Raw genomic sequence first — 17,899 nt, 5'->3', positions numbered from 1 at the left:
TCAAAGTGCGCCACTTGCAGTTTAAATTAGAAAAAAAAGGTGATATTCTTTTCCTTCGTTCTCTACTGCTAATTCATATATCCAACACCCCCTGACATACTTCTTCTTTTCAAGCTATTCTATATTCATTATATCCCTGGCACAAAATGAAACACCTGATTTTCATAAAATTCCAATGATTTTTTAGGTGCTGTAATTCTTGCGGGAAAAGGCAACTCTGAACGGGACTGAAAGTATGCCAGACATGCATCATGCCACCACCAAACCTCTTCTTTCTGAATCGCCAAGAGCATTTTAACTTGTTCAAATCGCTCCTGATCGATAATTCCAGCTATAGAATTCCAATCTTTTTGTACCCCTTCCATACTCGCTGCACCAAATTGATAACGTTGGCATAATGATTCCCATAAGCTCTTTCCATCTTTCAATTGATAGGTCCAAGGTAAGCGATGGAACCAAAGTAAGTATTCAGGAGGGCAAGTCTTTAAATCTCCATAAAAGCTGGAAACTTCAGGAGCATATTGAGATAAAGCATTACTGCCTGATGCTGTTCGATCAAATCCTATTGCAGTACGATCCGCTTTATGATAGTAAAAAGCAGTCCAATCTGCACGCGGTTTATCTTTAATCCAGGGTCCGGGACCATAATGGTGATCCCAACCCATAATATGATGTAATCCCAATGGAGTCATGTAATTAACCAGGTTCTCCCTTGAATTCATCATAATCCCCTTTACAGTCTGAACGAATCGGGTATCGTTAGTAAAAGTCATTCGTGTCCATTCATCCGCAATCGCAATTGAACTTAATTCGTGATTCCATGCTAACCTTCCGAATGCATACCAATTCGATTGTCCAAATAAATGACCTGTCCAATTCAGATCATCTCCGATATTAGCCACACCAGCCATCCCTGAAATCGAATGATTATCCAAACTTCCATCGATTACCTTAGCAACAGTTGAACCCTTTCCTTTAGTGTAGGTATCGGCATCCAGTACTTCCTTGTACAATGGCGCCTGGTAAACGAGATGAGTTCCCTGTCCCAGGTATTCCTGTGTAATTTGAAACTCCATCATTAAGGGCGTTTTAGGCATAGCACCAAAAAGCGGAGAAAAGGGCTCTCTGGGTTGAAAATCTATAGGCCCATTTTTTACTTGTACCATCACATTGGCACGAAACTGGCCATCTAATGGTTTAAACTCATTAAATGCTTGTTTAAAACGATCTTCCGGTTTGTCATTACTATATACGAAGGCTCGCCACATGACTATACCCTTATGAGGAGCCAACGCATCCGCTAAAACATTGGCACCATCGGCATGCGATCGGCCATAACTCTGTGGGCCCGGTTGACCTTCTGAGTTTGCCTTGACCAGAAAGCCACCAAAGTCTGGAATATACGTATAGATTTCATCCGTCTTATCCTTCCACCATTTCTTCACTTCCTCATTTAAAGGATCTGCAGTTTTAAGCTTACCCAGTTCAATAGGAGAACTAAATCGTGCAGTCAGATATACCTTAATACCGTAAGGCCTTAGCACATTTGCTATAGCAGCCACCTTTGGAAGATACTCATCAGTTAAGATTAAAGAATTGGCATTTACATTGGTTAAAACAGTACCATTAATACCAATTGAAGCATTTGCACGGGCATAATCAACATAGCGTTGCTGAACATATCCAGGGAGCGTATGCCAGTTCCACAAAGAAAAACCAGCATAACCACGCTCTACCGTGCGGTCCAGATTATCCCAATGATTGAGTACCCGGTACTTCAAACGTGGCTGATCTGTTATATTCAGATCTGAAACAGATTGATTCGTTTGAATGAGCCGAAGTAGATGGAAAACGCCATACATAACCCCTATATCCGAATTAGCAGCTATAACGGTCACCTTTTTACTCTGATATACAATCGATGATAACAAATAACCTTCTTCACCTAAAGTTTCTAGTCGTATATTTAACTTCAACCCCTTTATAATAGTTGATGATAAAGGCGTTCCCGCAACAATGGAACCTGCAGTAATACCAGAGACTACAACTGGGATCTTTCTTCCAAGCAAACCAGACAGTCCCTGTTCCAACTCCTGCGATGCTGCCCGAAGTGAAGCAGATGGAGTCTTCATCGCTATATTTTTGAGCAAGTTTATGTATTCACCTCGCTGTTCTTCATTAATGACCAAATCATACCTCATCCATAACCGATATCCACTTTCGGCAAGGAGGCTTGTTGCATTCCAGAACAATAGCGTCAGGATCAGTAGCCTTTTTTTCATCACTTTACAATTTAATCGGTTTATGCTCTCTCCTGAAGGAAGATTCTCTAACTATCAGTTCCGATTTAAGCACAATGGTTTGCGCTTTAGCAGAAATATCTTTATTACTCAAACAGTTAATCAGGTTCGTTGCTACAGCCTCTCCCATCTCCTGTCCGGGATAATTAATTGTGGATAAGGCAGGATCTGTAATTCGTGATGTCGTATCATTATTAAACCCAACAATGGCCATATCTTCAGGTATTTTTATGCCTGCCTGCTTTAACTTTTTCAGGCATATGGCGGCACAAAAGTCATTGGAAACAAATAAGCCATCAGGCAAAGGATTCATCTTTAGAATTTTAACAACAGATTTCAGAGCGGACACTTCAGTTAAATCAGTTTCAAACAGAAGTTCATGATCAACAGGTATCCCATGATCAATTAAGGCCTTTTCATACCCTAATTTTCTATCCCGATAGACATTCCTCAAGGTATTGCCTGTTATATGAACAATCCGCTTGCATCCCTGATCAATAAGATGGGTAGTCGCATCGTAACCTGACTTTGAGTTATCAATCACAACTTTAGAATAATTTTCATCGTCAATTACCCTATCTACAAATAACAAAGGAATATGATGTTTCACGAAAGGCAGAAAGTGATCGAAATTAGTAGTATCAGCTGCAAGAGTGACGATTAAACCATCCACCCGGTTGTGCATCATTGTTTTAGTATACTCCACTTCTTTTTCACTTGACTCAAGGGACTGGCTGATCAACATATTATAACCCGCTCCATTGATCACCTTTTCAATGCCAGCCAATACTGCAGAGATAAAATAACTATTCAAACGGGGCACAATTACGCCGATGGTATTTGTGTTTTGAGTACGGAGGTTTCGCGCAAACGTGTTAAACCGGTAACCCATTTCATTTGCAGTATCAAAAATCTTCTTTTTTGTTTTTGCATTAACAGCCGTATTGTTCTGGAGCCCCCTACTTATAGTCGAAGGGGATAACTTCAGCTTTTCAGCAATATCATAAATAGTTATAATCTTGTCCTGGCTCATATTGGTATTTAGCGCAAATTAAGAATTATTTATAAAATATGCAATCGGTTGCATATTTTATATTGATTTATTTTCGTTCCACCTTTCCATTCAGTTCGTTTCAATTCTACATTCAACAGCACTCAGCCTTACCTGAAATCAAAATACAACCTCCCCTCGACCCAACTATTTCCCACCTTATTCTTGCCTCCCTGCGGACCATGACTCTCTGCCCCGTCAAACTTAGTCCCGATACTGTTAATGCCATGTAAAAAGGAAATATCCCCATTAGGAAAAGCTGGAGACGTATTATCATTACCAGCAGCTTTAGGTTTTTCTGGTGTATACAAGCGTAGAAACAAATCGGGTGTATCCGTAAAGATTTTAAAAAGATGCTCCTTATTCTCAATTACGACCCAGTTCAAATCCTTGTAATAACCCTTAAACTCAGGATAGTCCCATGATTGGCCGGTAACCGTATTATTATACTTTTTATGCCATACATTAAAGGATCCCCCCTTCATCCTATTCTTCCACACCCGGTAAGGTCCCCTGCCCAGATATTGAACTCCAGTAATCTGATCCTCCGGATAATTAAAATTAATTCCTAAAAAGTCATGCTCCTTACGCGAATCAGCCGAGTAGGCATAATCCATTTGGAGGATCCCTGATGGTTGCATTGTATACTTCAATCTTTTCATGTCTCCGGAAAACATCACCTCCACAACCTGATTTTCCCCTTCCCTATAGTGTTTTAAACTCTTAAAAGTAGTTTTCCCAACAGCAAGCACAGGTCCGTTACTGAAAGATATCTTCGATCCGGAACTTATAACGGAGAATAGTAAACCTGTTGTATTACTCAATCCGATTTCAACATTATTTGCCGAAACCAACAATAAGTCCTCTTTATTCCGAACCTTAACACGACCAAACGCAGCATTAACCTGATCCTTAACATCCTTTTGTAAAAGAGCCTTAGTAATCTCCTGAGGCAATTTCAAAGGCCATGACCAGGTATAAAGTTCTCTCCCATACTGATCAGTTGCCTTAAGAAACAACACATCCGCCTTCCTGTAATCAGCTGGAAGATTCAAATTTAAAACTCCCTGTTCCTGAGGAGCAAGATCAGGTCCTTTAAATTCACTTTTCTCTAGTATTATTTCTGAAGCTTGATCATCACCAGAAGACGGAGAAGGAGATGACATTTTGGATAACCGCCAACTAAAGGTCACTACATTCAAATTCGTATAGAAATAGTAATTCTTCACCGGAAACCGACCATCAAAATCATTCAATATCTTCTCCATCCCGATTTGAACAGGACTCCAGATCTCTTTTATGGTATAAAAACTCCCCTCTTTCTCCCGATAAGGGCCTACTATTCCATCAGGTGCTAAATTGCCCTTTACGTCTATGCTGTCATTACGATCTCCTCTCACAATCCCTTCATCCGCAAACGCCCATAAAAAGAGGCCTGCCGATAAGGGTTTACTCAGCATTAATTTCCAGTGATCCTCTAATCCGGAACCATTACCCCCATCATATAAACCATGCAAAAACTCTGTTGGGAAAAATACCTCGTTTCCATTATAAAACGATCCAGCACAACAATCATATCCCCTGTAATGCTGCGTATCTATACCTCGAAAAATATTCCATGGATGAATCACCTGCCGTTTTTGTGGATCATATTTCGCGAATTCATCATCAAGATCAAAATTATTTCCTCCTTCATTGCCGTTATCCCAGATCACAATAGAGGGATGATTCACATCCTTCATCATCATCTCCCTCACTAGCTTTTTCCCTACAGGCGTATCATACTTCTTTTGCCAGCCCCCTAATTCATCCAATACAAAAAGTCCCAACGAATCACAAGCATCTAAAAAGTCGACATCAGGTGGATAATGCGACATACGAACCGCATTCATATTCATATCCTTCATCAGGGTCACATCCATCACATTAATCTCCTTACTCGTTGTCCTTCCCGATTTAGGCCAGAAACTATGCCGGTTTGCCCCCTTAAACATGATCTTTGCTCCGTTGACAAAAAAGCCTACTCCTTCCTTAAACTCAACCGTCCGGAAACCAAATTTCTCCGTTATTGTATGCACGGCACCCTTTGCATTCATCAACCGGACTGAAACCTGGTAACGGTTTGGAAATTCAGGAGACCAAATCAAAGGGTTATCTATTTTAGTCGAAATCGTCACTTTAGATTCACCCTTTTTAAATGCTTTAGAAAATGGGACACCCACAGCCTTTCCATCCATACTGAAAATCTGAGCCTCTATCTTTGTGGCATCGGTTACATCAGCAGGATGAACCTCCATTAAAAAAGAGCCGTCTGCTTTCGCGTCAACAGCAGTCCAGTCTATAAATTGCTTAGGCAGCACCTCCAGATAAACAGGTCTGTAGATCCCTCCGAATACCCAATAATCAGACATCCTCTCAGCCCGGTTCACTGAGGTATCCGATGAAACTTTACGAACAGTTACCTCCAGTAAGTTTTCTCCCTCAGCCTTTAATAATTTAGTAATATCATATTTAAAACGATAGAAAGCTCCCTGATGAATGGGTCCGGCTACCTTTCCATTGATCCGAACTTCAGTATCTGTCATAGAACCCTCAAATACCAGCTGTACCCGCTTATTCTTAAATGAAGGAACCGATTGAAAAGTATGTTTATAAAATCCATCTTCTCCATCATTCTTCTCCCATCCATAATTAAAAGTGCCAAAACCCTGAAGTTCCCAATTAGAAGGCACCGGAATTGTAGTCCATTTTCCGCTGTTACGCCCACTGGAACACTTGAAATCCCATAAAACGGTATGATCCTTATCGGTTCCGGATAAATACTGAAACACCGTTTTTTGAGCAAAAATGGAATAGCTCTGCAGACTTAAAAAAAACAAAAGTAGGATGTGTTTGAATAAATAGGTCATTTGATATTTTTGGCTAAGCAAGTATACTTAAAACTTATTAGCTGTAAAACAAATCCACAAGACTTCTACCTCTTAATTTCTTCTATCTTTTCCCTGTCTTTTTTAAAGAAAAACAATACCGCAGTAAATAAACTCAGTGCTCCTATAAAATAGCTAATCCATAAATAAGAAACACCAGCTTCAATACCTAAAGTAGGTTTTAAATAACCCAACAGAACAGGCGAAAAAGCGCCAATTAAAAAGGCGCACATCAACATTAGACCCGAAGCAGACGATTTAATTTCAGGCTTAACCACCTCATATAAAGATGCAAATATGCTGGAATCATACGCACCTCTAAATATTCCAAACATAAATAAAGCAACATAGGTAATCGTTACAGTCTCACCTGATCCGATCCAATAAATGAAAGGCGCACCCAGAAGTAACGAAACACCTTGTACCACCAAGCGGTTTGCCGGATTTATTCTCGAAAACCGGTCCGATAGAGACCCTCCTAAAATTACTCCTATAAAAGCCCCTATATGGTGATAAAACATCGAGGAAAATCCTGCTGCAGCTAAAGATAGATTGAACTTTTCAGCAAGTAAGGAGGGCATCCAAGTCAGATACCCTACGTTCACAAAAACCATACAGGCGAAAGAAAAGGTTAATAGAATTACTGTTGGTTTTTTGAAGATTAACTTCGCAGTAGTTATCACATCCACTTTTTCAGTCACTTGCGCAGGCAGATCTTTTTTCAGACGAAGGAAAATAATCAAGGCTATCAAAACGCCAAAACCACCAAACAAGTAAAAGGCATGCCTCCAGCCATATAATTCGGCTACATACCCTGCAATTAATCCACTTAATATGATTCCAAAATAAACCGCTGTCTGATGCAGCGCTAAAGCTAAGGAACGTTTATTTTTATGTTCCTCACTGATCAGGGCATTCGCTGCCGGCGCATAAAAAGCCTCTCCTCCCCCCGTAGCAATACCTCTTAAAAAGATAAACTGAATTAAAGTATGGCATAGTCCTGTTGTCAATGTAGCCGCACTCCATACCAGTAAACTCGTTCCGATGATGTTTCTACGACTCAGACGATCCCCAATAAATCCAGCAAAAGGAACCAGCACACCATACGTCCAAACCAGTGCGGAAGCGATCAATCCCAGTTCGCCATCCGTTAGTTTCAAATCAATCTTAATCAGAGGGAGGACCACACTAAAAACCTGCCTATCTGCTTGATTAAGAAAAAAAGCCAACCACAGCCAGGCCAGCATTTCCCATTTATATGATTTACGGGAGCCCGATACTTCTTGATCCATAATCCAGGATGTTTAAAACGTAATTTAGGTTAAATTAAAATAGCCTCCCTTTTTGGTAACATTTTTTACAGACTGGCCTTCATGTGCCCGGCAGACCCATTTGAAATACGATACTTGTAATACAGAGTAAAATCAGCTTCCATAATCTGATGTATATCCCGCCCCCTATCAATACAGGCAGCTTTAACCTTCTTCCGTATGTGGCCGATACCAGCCATTACCCACCATAAAATCATAGCACAATAGATACCGTATTTAGTTATTTAAATCGAACAAGAACCTGATTATAATATTGTCATCGTATTTGAATGTAAATAGTACTAACCGGAGCGCTCTTATGGAATTGATTTACAAAATTTGCTAATTGAGATACGAATAGGATCATGATTACAAATCTTTAAAACAGGAAAATAATAAATACTTTGGAATAAAAATAATGGTTAGCTATTTCATCAAATAATCACAATAAACTACATACTAATCTACAATAAAAAACAGCCACCTCCAAAATCGAAGAACACTTTGACAATATTTAACATAGATAAATAGTGGCAGGAGGCAACAGAATTAAGGACAATCTTCATTAAAGTTAATGCTTGAAGTGGAAATGGCCTTTACTCAGATTATCGTAATTCTCGGGTTTAATATCCTTATTTAATTCCCAATCTTCTACTACTTCGTCTAATATTTTTGATATTAGCTTCACCGCAAGCTTACGTATTTCTAAGAAATCCTTTTCTGTAAGAGGATTTTTCAACAACCGCAACATTAGAACCTGTTGTTCATTCAAACGATCACTGATATCTAAATTTGCAGCTATATACAAATACATTCAATAAGTTTATCAAACCCCTACTGCAATTTTCAAATCTTCTATAAATTCATCAACAGCCTGCTCTTCAGTAGACCAGCTTGTCACCAGTCGTACCGCCGAAACCTCTTCATCTATTTTGATCCAGGTAAAAAAAACATAATCTTCCATCAGTTTAGCGATCACCACATTAGAAAATACAGGAAACAGCTGATTGGTATACGTTGGCGTTAAAAATGAAAGACCAAGATCCGATATCCCTGCACTGATCTTTTGTGCCATCCTATTGGCATGATCTCCTAATTCAAAAAACAAATCGTCCTTGAATAATTCCAGAAACTGAATCCCAAGCAACCTTCCTTTAGCCAGCAAGGCACCACGTTGTTTCATATTATATATAAAATCCTTTTGTAGCGTTTTGTTATTAAGCACAATAGCTTCACCTAAAAGCGCTCCTGCTTTTGTTCCCCCGATATAAAAAACATCCGTATAAATTGCCAGATCCTTTAGCGTCACATCGTTTGCAGAAGAAGTTAACGCAGATGACAATCTCGCTCCATCCATAAATAAAATCAGGTTATTCACTCTACAAAAAAGCGACAGTGCTTTTAATTCATCGCAAGAATAAATAGTTCCGATCTCCGTTGAATTAGAAATATAAACCATACGGGGAATAGTGGTATGAACCTCCTCAAACAGATCTAATTGTTTCTGAATACCATCAGGTGCTAATTTTCCATCTGCAGATTTAACCGTTTGAATCCGGTGACCTGTCGCTTCAATTGCCCCGGTTTCATGTACTTGAATATGTGCAGTTTCCGCTGCAATAACAGACTCGTATGGCCTTAATAAAGAGGCAATAACAATTAGATTAGCCTGAGTTCCTCCAGAAACAAAATGAACCACAGAATCTTCGTGACCAATTTTCTCTTTGATTAAATCAATCGCTTCTTTACAGTATTGATCTTCACCATAACCTTCCTGAGCAATCAAATTACTTGAGGCTAATGCTTTTAAAATATTGGGATGACATCCTGTAGTATAGTCGTTCTTGAAATTATACTTCATCTAAAATTTGCGTGTGAAAAGGGTACAAAATCTGGTAATGCATTTACCGCCGGCAAATTAAAAATAATTAAATAAACTTTGTTGCCCCACTCATTATTTGACTGATTATTCTTCATTATATTTCTCCTGATCTGCATATCCCGTTTCCAAAAACCAGCCCCCATCAATTCGGAGAAATACATGAAGATATTTTAAAGCTGTATCCTATGAAATAAACTTACGTTTGTCTTCATACAATAAGTATATTTTTAAAGTTACCTTAGTAAAAAAGTATACTTTATGGCTGAAAAGAATATTTACGCCCCTAAACATACTAGAAAAGTTAAAAGTGCTGAAAATCATAATTTCAATAAAATCATTGAAATTATAAGAGATGGCTCTAACTTTAATAAGATGGTGGAAGTAAAGCGAGGATTGTCAAGACATGTACTTGATGGACTAAAAGATCTTACGAGTTTAGACTTTACCAGTTTATCCAAGATATTCGGCACCACTACTGCAACGATTCATAAAAAGAAGAACGATGACAAGTTCGTTTGCTCCCGATTTTGAAGGAATTGGAGCAAAGTTAACAAGGCATTATCTATGTTAGAATATGCGGCTCATTTATCATTAACTACATTCAAACCTAATCTGGTTTTCACCACTTACGAGGTTAACCACGATGACTTTCTCCGTATTGATCTCATGATTTTTAAATTACTGGGAAATTACAAAGAGAAAGATCCATAACACAAAAAAGGGCGTCAAATCTCTCTGAGCACCCTTTTTTAATCATTATCTTAAATTATTATCCACATTTAGATGAGCCGCAATCCTTGCAGGTTAAACATCCTTCCTGGTACATTAAATTTGTAGAATTACAATTCTGACATTTCTGCTTTTTAGCTTCAGTACCATCCGGCACATACCGTTTCAACGCACGCGCTACCCCGTTTTTCCAGGTATTAATTGATTCATCCAGCTGAAGACTGTTGATCAGCTCTACCACCTTAACAATAGGCATCCCATGTCGCAACGTACTGGAAATCAACTTTGCGTAATTCCAGTATTCTGGATTAAACTTATAGGATAACCCTTCAATAGTTGTTTTGTGTCCGCGTTTATTTTGGTATTGAAAGTCATAACGAGAACTGCCGTCTGGTTCTCTATTTTTGATAATCAAACCATCATTAGCCCATCTTGGAACCAAAATACCGTCTTCATCATCCGAAAACCCGGTAAAGATCTCATACGGCTTTCCATCAATTAAACCTATGAAAGCAATCCATTTGTCACGGTTGTTCTGAAAGCGAACCACATCTGCCTTCAGTGTAATTGGTCTGATGGTAGGAAAATGACTGGATTCTATTTCTTCTTCCTTCTCCGGTGCATCCGTATTGGCAATCAGTACTCCCGAACGTGACCCGTCACGATATACCGTTACACCCTTACATCCTGCCTTCCATGCTGCCATATATAACTCACCAACCAATTCTTCAGTTACATCCGAAGGCATATTGATGGTTACACTAATTGAATGATCTACCCATTTCTGAATTTCTCCCTGCATCTGTACCTTTTTCATGTAATCTACATCATTGGAGGTAGATTTATAATAAGGAGATTGCATAACCAGGTCATCCAACTCTTTCTGTCCGTAATTCTTAGTCAAATCATGTCCGTTTACAAGCATCCACTGTTTAAAACGATGATGAAAAACAACATATTCTTCCCATGAATCACCAACTTCATCTACAAAGTCAACACGTGCATCCTTATCTCCTGGGTTTACTTTTCTTCTTCTTTTGTAAACCGGCATAAATACAGGCTCTATACCAGAGCTGGTTTGCGACATCAAACTGGTCGTACCAGTAGGAGCAATCGTCAATAAAGCGATGTTCCTTCTACCATATTCCAGCATTTCAAAATAAAGCTGTGGATCTGCCTCTTTTAAGCGCAGGATAAAAGGATTATTTTTTTCTCTCTCCGCATCGAAAATGCTGAAAGGTCCTCTTTCTTTTGCTGAAAGCACAGATGCACGATACGCTTCCAATGCAATAGTTTTATGTACTTCCACGGCAAATGCAGAACCTTCTTCACTGGCATAACGCAGACCTAAAGCGGCAAGCATATCACCTTCTGCAGTGATACCAATTCCAGTTCTTCTTCCTTCATTTGCCTTAGTTTGGATATTTAACCACAGATTCCGTTCGGTACGTTTCACTTCATCTCCTTCCGGATCTTCCGCTATCTTCAACAAAATAGCATCAATTTTCTCCAGTTCCAGATCAATGATATCATCCATCATCCGCTGTGCAACGTTAATGTGTTTCTTAAACAGATCCCAGTTGAAATAAGCTTCTTTAGTGAATGGCTTTTCAACATAAGAAAATAAGTTTATAGCCAGTAAACGGCAGGAATCATATGGACATAAAGGAATCTCACCACATGGATTGGTAGATACTGTTTTATAACCAAGATCTGCATAACAATCCGGCACCGATTCACGAATGATCGTATCCCAGAACAAGATTCCTGGCTCTGCAGAACGCCAGGCGTTATGCACTATTTTTTTCCATAATAACGTAGGGTCGATCTCCTTTTTATAGGTAGGATTCAAACTATCTACTGGGTACTGTTGAATATAAGTTTCATTTGCTTCTACTGCTCGCATAAAAGCATCATCGATACGTACCGAAACATTTGCGCCGGTCACTTTCCCCTGCTCTAGTTTGGCATCAATAAATCCTTCTGAATCGGGATGTTTGATTGCTACAGATAACATCAGCGCTCCCCTTCTTCCATCCTGTGCTACTTCCCTTGTGGAGTTCGAATAACGTTCCATAAAAGGAACTATACCGGTTGATGTAAGAGCCGAATTTTTAACGGGTGAACCTTTTGGACGAATATGCGATAAATCGTGACCTACACCACCTCGTCGTTTCATCAGTTGCACCTGCTCCTGATCCACTTTCATGATGCCACCATAGGAATCTGATTCACCATCATTTCCAATTACAAAACAATTGGAAAGCGATGCGATCTGATATGGATTACCAATACCAGTCATCGGACTTCCTTGTGGGATGATATATTTAAAGTTCTTTATTAAGTTGAAAACTTCCTCCTCGCTTAACGGGTTAGGATAACGCTGCTCAATGCGGGCAATTTCTGAAGCGATACGGTGATGCATGTCATCTGGAGTGCCTTCAAATATAGCACCGTAGGAGTCCTTCAGCGCGTATTTATTTACCCAAACACGTGCCGCAAGGTCATCTCCATCAAAATATTTAAGCGACTCCTGATAGGCTTCATCGGAAGTATATGTTTTTTTGATTTCAGCTTTATTTGCAACTTTCATTGATTATATATTTGAATTTTATGGAAAGTCAAACTTACAAATTTGCACAGCTAAATAGAGAACTTTTTTTTAAATGTTTACAAAACAAAAATATAAAAACTTGACTTACAGTAAAATAATCGTATAGCCTAAATAAAAAGTTAACAAATTTTTAAATGTTACCTTAAAAATTTATTCACTATATTATAAATTATTACATTTTAGCAATGCCTTGATTAGCTTGTAAGGACTACAAACTGCTTTCTATAAAGTACGCAAAATTCGTCAATTCCACTCACAATTCAATCAATTTGTGAGTAGAAAAACTGAAAAAAAACTGAGCATATAGTCATCTCATTTCTAAGATCAACACATTGAGGAAGATACTCCGAAAATCAGTAAGATAATCTTATCACTTCCTGGAACTTAATCTACGTCTACATTTATTATAAAGTCATACCACTACAGAAACTTCTTTGATTTTGTAAACTAAATAACCATCGAAACCTTATCCCAATGTTATAAATTCTTAAATGCATCAGACTCCAATATGGAGAATGCCGGCACGTTGTCATTACTTTCACGTGTGTTTACGACCTCAAAATTGCGTATATCTACCGCGTCCTGATGATCGGGACTTGTATTTACAATAACTCCACCCAACAAAAAGATCCGGTCACATTTAAACTCCTGCCTACTCATGCGGATTAATAATTTAACCTTCTTATGGATTTCTTCATAAGCTACTTCTGTAATTTCCTTTTGTGGATTTGCAGCAGTAATGATGCGGTGTTTGTAGGGCATAACTGTCCGCTCCAGCAAAGTTTGCTGATAATCAAGTTCTGAGTTAATTGGAACATATACTTCTGATTCCTGTTGCAGCCTTTGTAGAGCCAGCATCAGAGCACCGCAGCTGTTGGTTAATTGCGTTTGTCCGGGTCGAATCATTTTACCCAATTCACCATCATCTGTTATCCCAATATGTGGCCCATAAAAGATAAAAGCATCACCGCCGTCAGGTATATGATGGGCAAAAGCTACCATTCCTGTAAAACCTGAAAAGGGCAGACCTCCAAGTCCGCCCATCGAAAATGGACGAGTCAATACCTTTCGAAAATTGGTAGAGACATTTATGTCATCACAACATAAAGATGTGGCGAAGAGCATTTTTGACAAGTCAGCGTTATACTCATGCTGCAGAAAGTTCAAATAGGATTCTGTTACTTCATTACCAGTTTCTACATTCGGATAATGACTTCGGATCGTCTGCTCAAGCTCTTTCATAAATAAACCGGGGTATAAATTTTGCAATCTTAATTCAAGAGTAAAGATGATGCGTTTTCGGTAATAAACAAGTCATCTTCTGATCATTTAATACATTTAGCATTTTTGGCGATTAACACAGAAGAGAGAAATCGTTACAGATAATTAATAAGGGGAATATAGATAAACCAATTTTTTAATACGGCCCACGTATCTGTTCCAACCATTGATTTGATAACTGATCCTATGTTAAATAGAATCTAAAACAGCTATGAAAAAGAAAATGAGGTATAACAAAAACGACCTTTTAACGAGTAAATAATTCTAGTTCAAAAAATCTGTCTAAATCATAAAAAACTGAAAGAAAGCCAATTAATCCTTTTTAGTGTCAAAATATGCCCTTCAGCTTCCATAATGCCAAACCGATGTTTTCACTGTTTTATTGTCTGCAATATTTAAGTTCCAGTTCTTTTAAACGTCCCTTTTTAATTGCCCTTGTCGCCAGATACTTAAAAAGAGGTCCTGCAATTTTTTGCAGACCAACCATTTTAGAGTTGTTTAAATAAACGAATAAAGCAAGGTCAGCTAATTTTTTCGGTATTCCTGCCTCACTTGCTAAGCCATCTTTTGCCAGACCTTTTGATATCAGAAGCGCATTTTCGAAATTTTTATTGCCCGGGCTTACGGTCACTTGCATTAAACAATCATCATCATCTGAAATGTTGTGAAAGTAGTGTTTTTCATTTGGCTTCATGGTTACCCTATCGCCTTTTTTCAACCAGCTAACTCGGCTATTAAGCCCAACTTCTAACGTTCCGTTCAGTACTTCAAAAGTCTCCGAAAAAAGTGTGTGGTAATGCCAGGGTGTCATTTCGTTTGGAATAATATTGAACTTAATAATACTATCTTTATTTGTATCTGCTGATACTAATCAGTTTGATGTATCCCTGCGTTTTCATAATGCTTTGTTTGAGGGTTTATGCATTAATAAAATTGTTCCTATTACAGCGCAAACTATGATTGCGGAAATATGAGGAATAGCTTGTACGATGCTAGTATAACAAAACAATAAGCATATCAACGGTCGGGATAATTGTTCCCACTGCCAGAGTGATACCCAAAGCTTTTGTTTGCTTAGTTAGTATGAGTATGCATATTAGTAAACCGGTAAACGCATCACGGATGCCTTTGATGTAATGAAACGAATAGTCACCATTTGCGTTAAAGTGTATGCCGTAACCAGCTTCTGCAATTTCGGGCGAAAGTAGGAACCTGGCCCCGATGAAGATCATTCCTAACCCTGTCAGGAATGCGATTGTAATAGAAATTCTTTGTGTCATAACATTGTGTTCTTTAAATGATGACACAAATTTCCATACTTGCAACCCGGCATTCATGCACTTGGGTTAATGTTTACAAATTTTTCCATCTGCTAAAAAGAATTCTCCTTTTTTGTAAGTTTTTTCTTTGAATAAAGAGATTACGATGTCATTCTCTGTCGTGCTTAACGGTATTATATTTTTTATGCTGTCAAGCAGGCTCTTTATCATGGTATGGTGTCGCTATAAAATTGTCATTAATGGAAAATGCTTGGAGAAGAACTGGGAATGAAAATTTGGCGATCCAAACCTGACTAAAGATATGAAGAATTACAGAAGTTCAGCTAGTTCGGCCAGCCACTTTCCAAACCAATGTTGCATGCAGGGCCATTTAACAAATTTTCACCAATCGCTTAAAGACCGTTTTTAGATAAAAGATAAAGTTTTTTCTTAACGTAAGGGCTAGTTAATTTATAAACTAATTACGTAATTAGTTTATTTGTTATAACGTACCAGATAACGTACATTTGGATGTACATTCAATATAACTATGAAAGCAGTAACTATCTCCTCCTTAAGAACAAACATGAAAGCCTATTTCGATGAAGTAAGTGAGACTGAAGATATTTTGATTGTTCCACGTAACAACAATGAAGACGATGCCGTTGTGGTGATTTCTATTAAAGAATATAACGCCCTTATAGAAACTTCGCACCTGATGTCAACAAAAGCAAACCGTAAACGACTTGAGCATTCTATGGAAAATTTAAAAAAGGGTGATACAAAGTTATTTTCTCTTAATGAGGATAGCAATCTGAAAGCATAAACTATGAAAATAGTATTTACGCCTGAAGCTTGGGAGGATTTTGAATATTGGATGGACAATGATGAAGATGCAGAAAAAAAAATCAGAGACTTATTGAGAGAAATAAAAAGGACACCATTTCATGGATTGGGAAAGCCTGAAGCTTTGAAGCATAATCTGAAAGGCTTTTGGTCCAGACGTATAATAGGTGAGCATCGCCTGGTTTATCAGGTGTCAGGTACCAAGGGCAATGACCAACAATGCGCTATTATTCAATGCCGGTTCCATTATGATGATAAATAGTTAAGCAACTTATTGGATTTGGGTATAAAAGTCTTAAAAAATGATAGTATTTTGATAGGAAAATGAGATGAGTATTTGATATGTGGTAAAATCAGTATAGTAGTAAACCTATAGTTTCAGCTACGAATAACTCATTTAGGCAAGGTAAACCAAAATGCACTGCCTTTTACAAGCTCACTTTCTGCCCATATTTGGCCGTTGTGCTGCAAGTCAAGTGATCTGGCCGCTTTTAGAGAGCCTTTTATTGCCAGCCTCGATCTGGCAGAAACAATGCAGCACAGGCTGCCCTTGACACCCACTAACCGTGATCTGCACTTCATGCTGGGAAATAAAGGTTATAAGGACTGGAAACGATATGACGTATATGACTTAAACAAAGCGAGATTTCCGCTATAGTAAGTTCTGAAACAATAGCTTTATTTGAGCAATTATTGGATGTTAATCACGATTAAGTGTTCTTCAAAATCCTTCAATGATATGTTACCGCTGCCAAAACTGATCTCCAGCAAGGCAATTTTCTCTATTTTCGTCAAAGGCCTGTCTTGTATTATATCTACCAAGTTGTTTTCCGCAGTAAGCGGTGCCAGAACACTTTTCATTTCGGAGAAAGATTCGAAAAACCGAACTCCGAATTTACGCTGTGACACAGCATCGAAATGAAGTCCGTCATCGTTGGCTGTAAGACCAGTGGAGGTTACGAAGTAAGCATTTGGCGTTTCGGCGGCGTATTTCTGAAGTGCCTGGTTGACCTCTTTATATTCTGTAAAATATTTTCCGTACCTACCACCGCTTAAAAAATCACCAATTCCACCGGCTATAAAAGGAATGTTCGAGGCGTCCAGTTCAGCGCGAAAGGCATCGACAATAACGCTTAATTTATCGTAATAAACAGCGGAACGTCCTGCAAAACTATCGTTTTCACCTTGATGCCATAATATCCCTCTCAGTATGCTGTTCCGCTGGGCAAACTTGGCCTGGAACACCGCATTTTCGAAAAGTGCTCCACCAACTGCCCAATCGTCCAAACTGGATCCTCCATCGGCGCATGGGATCAGACCTACCTGCTCGCACGCATTTGCTAATCTCCAGGCACCAGCAAAAGACGCTGCAAGTCCTATCCCTGCTGTTGGCCGGTCAAAATTTATGGGTTTTGTCATCGTCTGCCAACGGGCGTTTACCAGCCCTTTGATCTGTTCATCATAGATTTGCCTGACATCCTTCAGGTATCTGCACCCGGCCATATTTGACTGACCAATCATTAAAAAAGGAACTTATCATATAGTCTTATTCTTTGTTTAATTGCTTTCTGCTTGTCCAGCTGCTTTAATAATTAATATTTTTTGTCTGAGCATTTAAATAATTGTTCAAAATTAAAACGAAAATTTGCAACTATTCAGGTATAACAAGTCTACAATCCCTGAAACCTATCAAGTTATTA

At 38.6% G+C, this 17,899-nt stretch carries 16 protein-coding genes; 3 read left to right on the top strand and 13 right to left on the bottom strand.

The genetic code is table 11. The annotated features are described in order from the left end of the window. Positions 1-128 precede the first annotated feature (128 nt). The 7 genes from BFL47_RS10680 to BFL47_RS10655 form a co-directional block, all read right to left on the bottom strand. Positions 129-2,282, bottom strand: a complete 2,154-nt coding sequence (locus BFL47_RS10680) for an alpha-glucuronidase family glycosyl hydrolase (protein ID WP_069659785.1) — start codon at positions 2,280-2,282, stop codon at positions 129-131. A 4-nt stretch (positions 2,283-2,286) separates the two neighbouring features. Then, positions 2,287-3,333: a LacI family DNA-binding transcriptional regulator gene (locus tag BFL47_RS10675; protein WP_069659784.1), complete on the bottom strand. Its 1,047-nt coding sequence runs from the start codon at positions 3,331-3,333 to the stop codon at positions 2,287-2,289. A gap of 128 nt (positions 3,334-3,461) precedes the next feature. After that, a complete protein-coding gene (locus BFL47_RS10670; RefSeq protein WP_069659783.1) occupies positions 3,462-6,260 on the bottom strand; it encodes a glycoside hydrolase family 2 protein in 2,799 nt (932 codons plus the stop codon). A gap of 65 nt (positions 6,261-6,325) precedes the next feature. Then, the gene (locus BFL47_RS10665; RefSeq protein WP_069659782.1) at positions 6,326-7,570 is read right to left on the bottom strand and encodes an MFS transporter; all 1,245 of its coding nucleotides are present in this window, start codon (positions 7,568-7,570) and stop codon (positions 6,326-6,328) included. Between the two features lie 65 nt (positions 7,571-7,635). Beyond that, entirely contained in the window at positions 7,636-7,806 is a 171-nt protein-coding gene (locus tag BFL47_RS19790) for a hypothetical protein (RefSeq protein WP_170827305.1), read from the bottom strand. A gap of 353 nt (positions 7,807-8,159) precedes the next feature. Beyond that, entirely contained in the window at positions 8,160-8,402 is a 243-nt protein-coding gene (locus BFL47_RS10660; protein WP_069659781.1) for a hypothetical protein, read from the bottom strand. Positions 8,403-8,414: 12 nt separating this feature from the next. Beyond that, a complete protein-coding gene (locus BFL47_RS10655) occupies positions 8,415-9,449 on the bottom strand; it encodes a threonine aldolase family protein (RefSeq protein ID WP_069659780.1) in 1,035 nt (344 codons plus the stop codon). A 279-nt stretch (positions 9,450-9,728) separates the two neighbouring features. On the opposite strand from BFL47_RS10655, the gene BFL47_RS10650 reads away from it, so the two are divergent. Then, positions 9,729-10,001: a hypothetical protein gene (locus BFL47_RS10650; RefSeq protein WP_069659779.1), complete on the top strand. Its 273-nt coding sequence runs from the start codon at positions 9,729-9,731 to the stop codon at positions 9,999-10,001. A gap of 238 nt (positions 10,002-10,239) precedes the next feature. Here the strand turns inward: BFL47_RS10650 and BFL47_RS10645 are convergent, their stop codons facing one another. The 4 genes from BFL47_RS10645 to BFL47_RS10630 all read right to left on the bottom strand — a co-directional run bounded on the left by BFL47_RS10645 (position 10,240) and on the right by BFL47_RS10630 (position 15,374). Beyond that, positions 10,240-12,792, bottom strand: coding sequence for an adenosylcobalamin-dependent ribonucleoside-diphosphate reductase (locus tag BFL47_RS10645; protein WP_069659778.1), 2,553 nt, complete (start codon positions 12,790-12,792; stop codon positions 10,240-10,242). 498 nt (positions 12,793-13,290) lie between these two features. Beyond that, on the bottom strand, positions 13,291-14,055 hold the full coding sequence (locus BFL47_RS10640) for a hypothetical protein (protein ID WP_069659777.1): 765 nt from the start codon (positions 14,053-14,055) through the stop codon (positions 13,291-13,293). A 418-nt stretch (positions 14,056-14,473) separates the two neighbouring features. Further along, complete coding sequence (locus BFL47_RS10635; protein WP_262482888.1) at positions 14,474-14,917, bottom strand: cupin domain-containing protein; 444 nt, start codon at positions 14,915-14,917, stop codon at positions 14,474-14,476. 169 nt (positions 14,918-15,086) lie between these two features. After that, a complete protein-coding gene (locus tag BFL47_RS10630; protein ID WP_211480964.1) occupies positions 15,087-15,374 on the bottom strand; it encodes a DUF4267 domain-containing protein in 288 nt (95 codons plus the stop codon). Between the two features lie 529 nt (positions 15,375-15,903). Here BFL47_RS10630 and BFL47_RS10625 point away from each other — a divergent pair. Next, positions 15,904-16,179 carry a type II toxin-antitoxin system Phd/YefM family antitoxin gene (locus BFL47_RS10625; protein ID WP_069659775.1) on the top strand — a complete coding sequence of 92 codons (276 nt, stop codon included), beginning with the start codon at positions 15,904-15,906 and terminating at the stop codon, positions 16,177-16,179. Positions 16,180-16,182: 3 nt separating this feature from the next. Continuing rightward, the gene (locus BFL47_RS10620) at positions 16,183-16,461 is read left to right on the top strand and encodes a Txe/YoeB family addiction module toxin (RefSeq protein WP_069659774.1); all 279 of its coding nucleotides are present in this window, start codon (positions 16,183-16,185) and stop codon (positions 16,459-16,461) included. A gap of 131 nt (positions 16,462-16,592) precedes the next feature. On the opposite strand, the gene BFL47_RS19615 is transcribed toward BFL47_RS10620, so the two are convergent. Together BFL47_RS19615 and BFL47_RS10615 are read right to left on the bottom strand one after the other, a co-directional pair. Continuing rightward, positions 16,593-16,781: a cell wall metabolism sensor histidine kinase WalK gene (locus BFL47_RS19615; RefSeq protein WP_139125807.1), complete on the bottom strand. Its 189-nt coding sequence runs from the start codon at positions 16,779-16,781 to the stop codon at positions 16,593-16,595. A gap of 108 nt (positions 16,782-16,889) precedes the next feature. Then, positions 16,890-17,720: a sialate O-acetylesterase gene (locus BFL47_RS10615; RefSeq protein WP_069659773.1), complete on the bottom strand. Its 831-nt coding sequence runs from the start codon at positions 17,718-17,720 to the stop codon at positions 16,890-16,892. Positions 17,721-17,899 lie beyond the last annotated feature (179 nt).

The sequence above is a fragment of the Arcticibacter eurypsychrophilus genome (genome assembly GCF_001730525.1).
Classification (GTDB): domain Bacteria; phylum Bacteroidota; class Bacteroidia; order Sphingobacteriales; family Sphingobacteriaceae; genus Arcticibacter; species Arcticibacter eurypsychrophilus.
The sequence above is the reverse complement of the archived record's forward strand: the minus strand, read 5'-3'. Positions and strand labels throughout refer to the sequence as shown.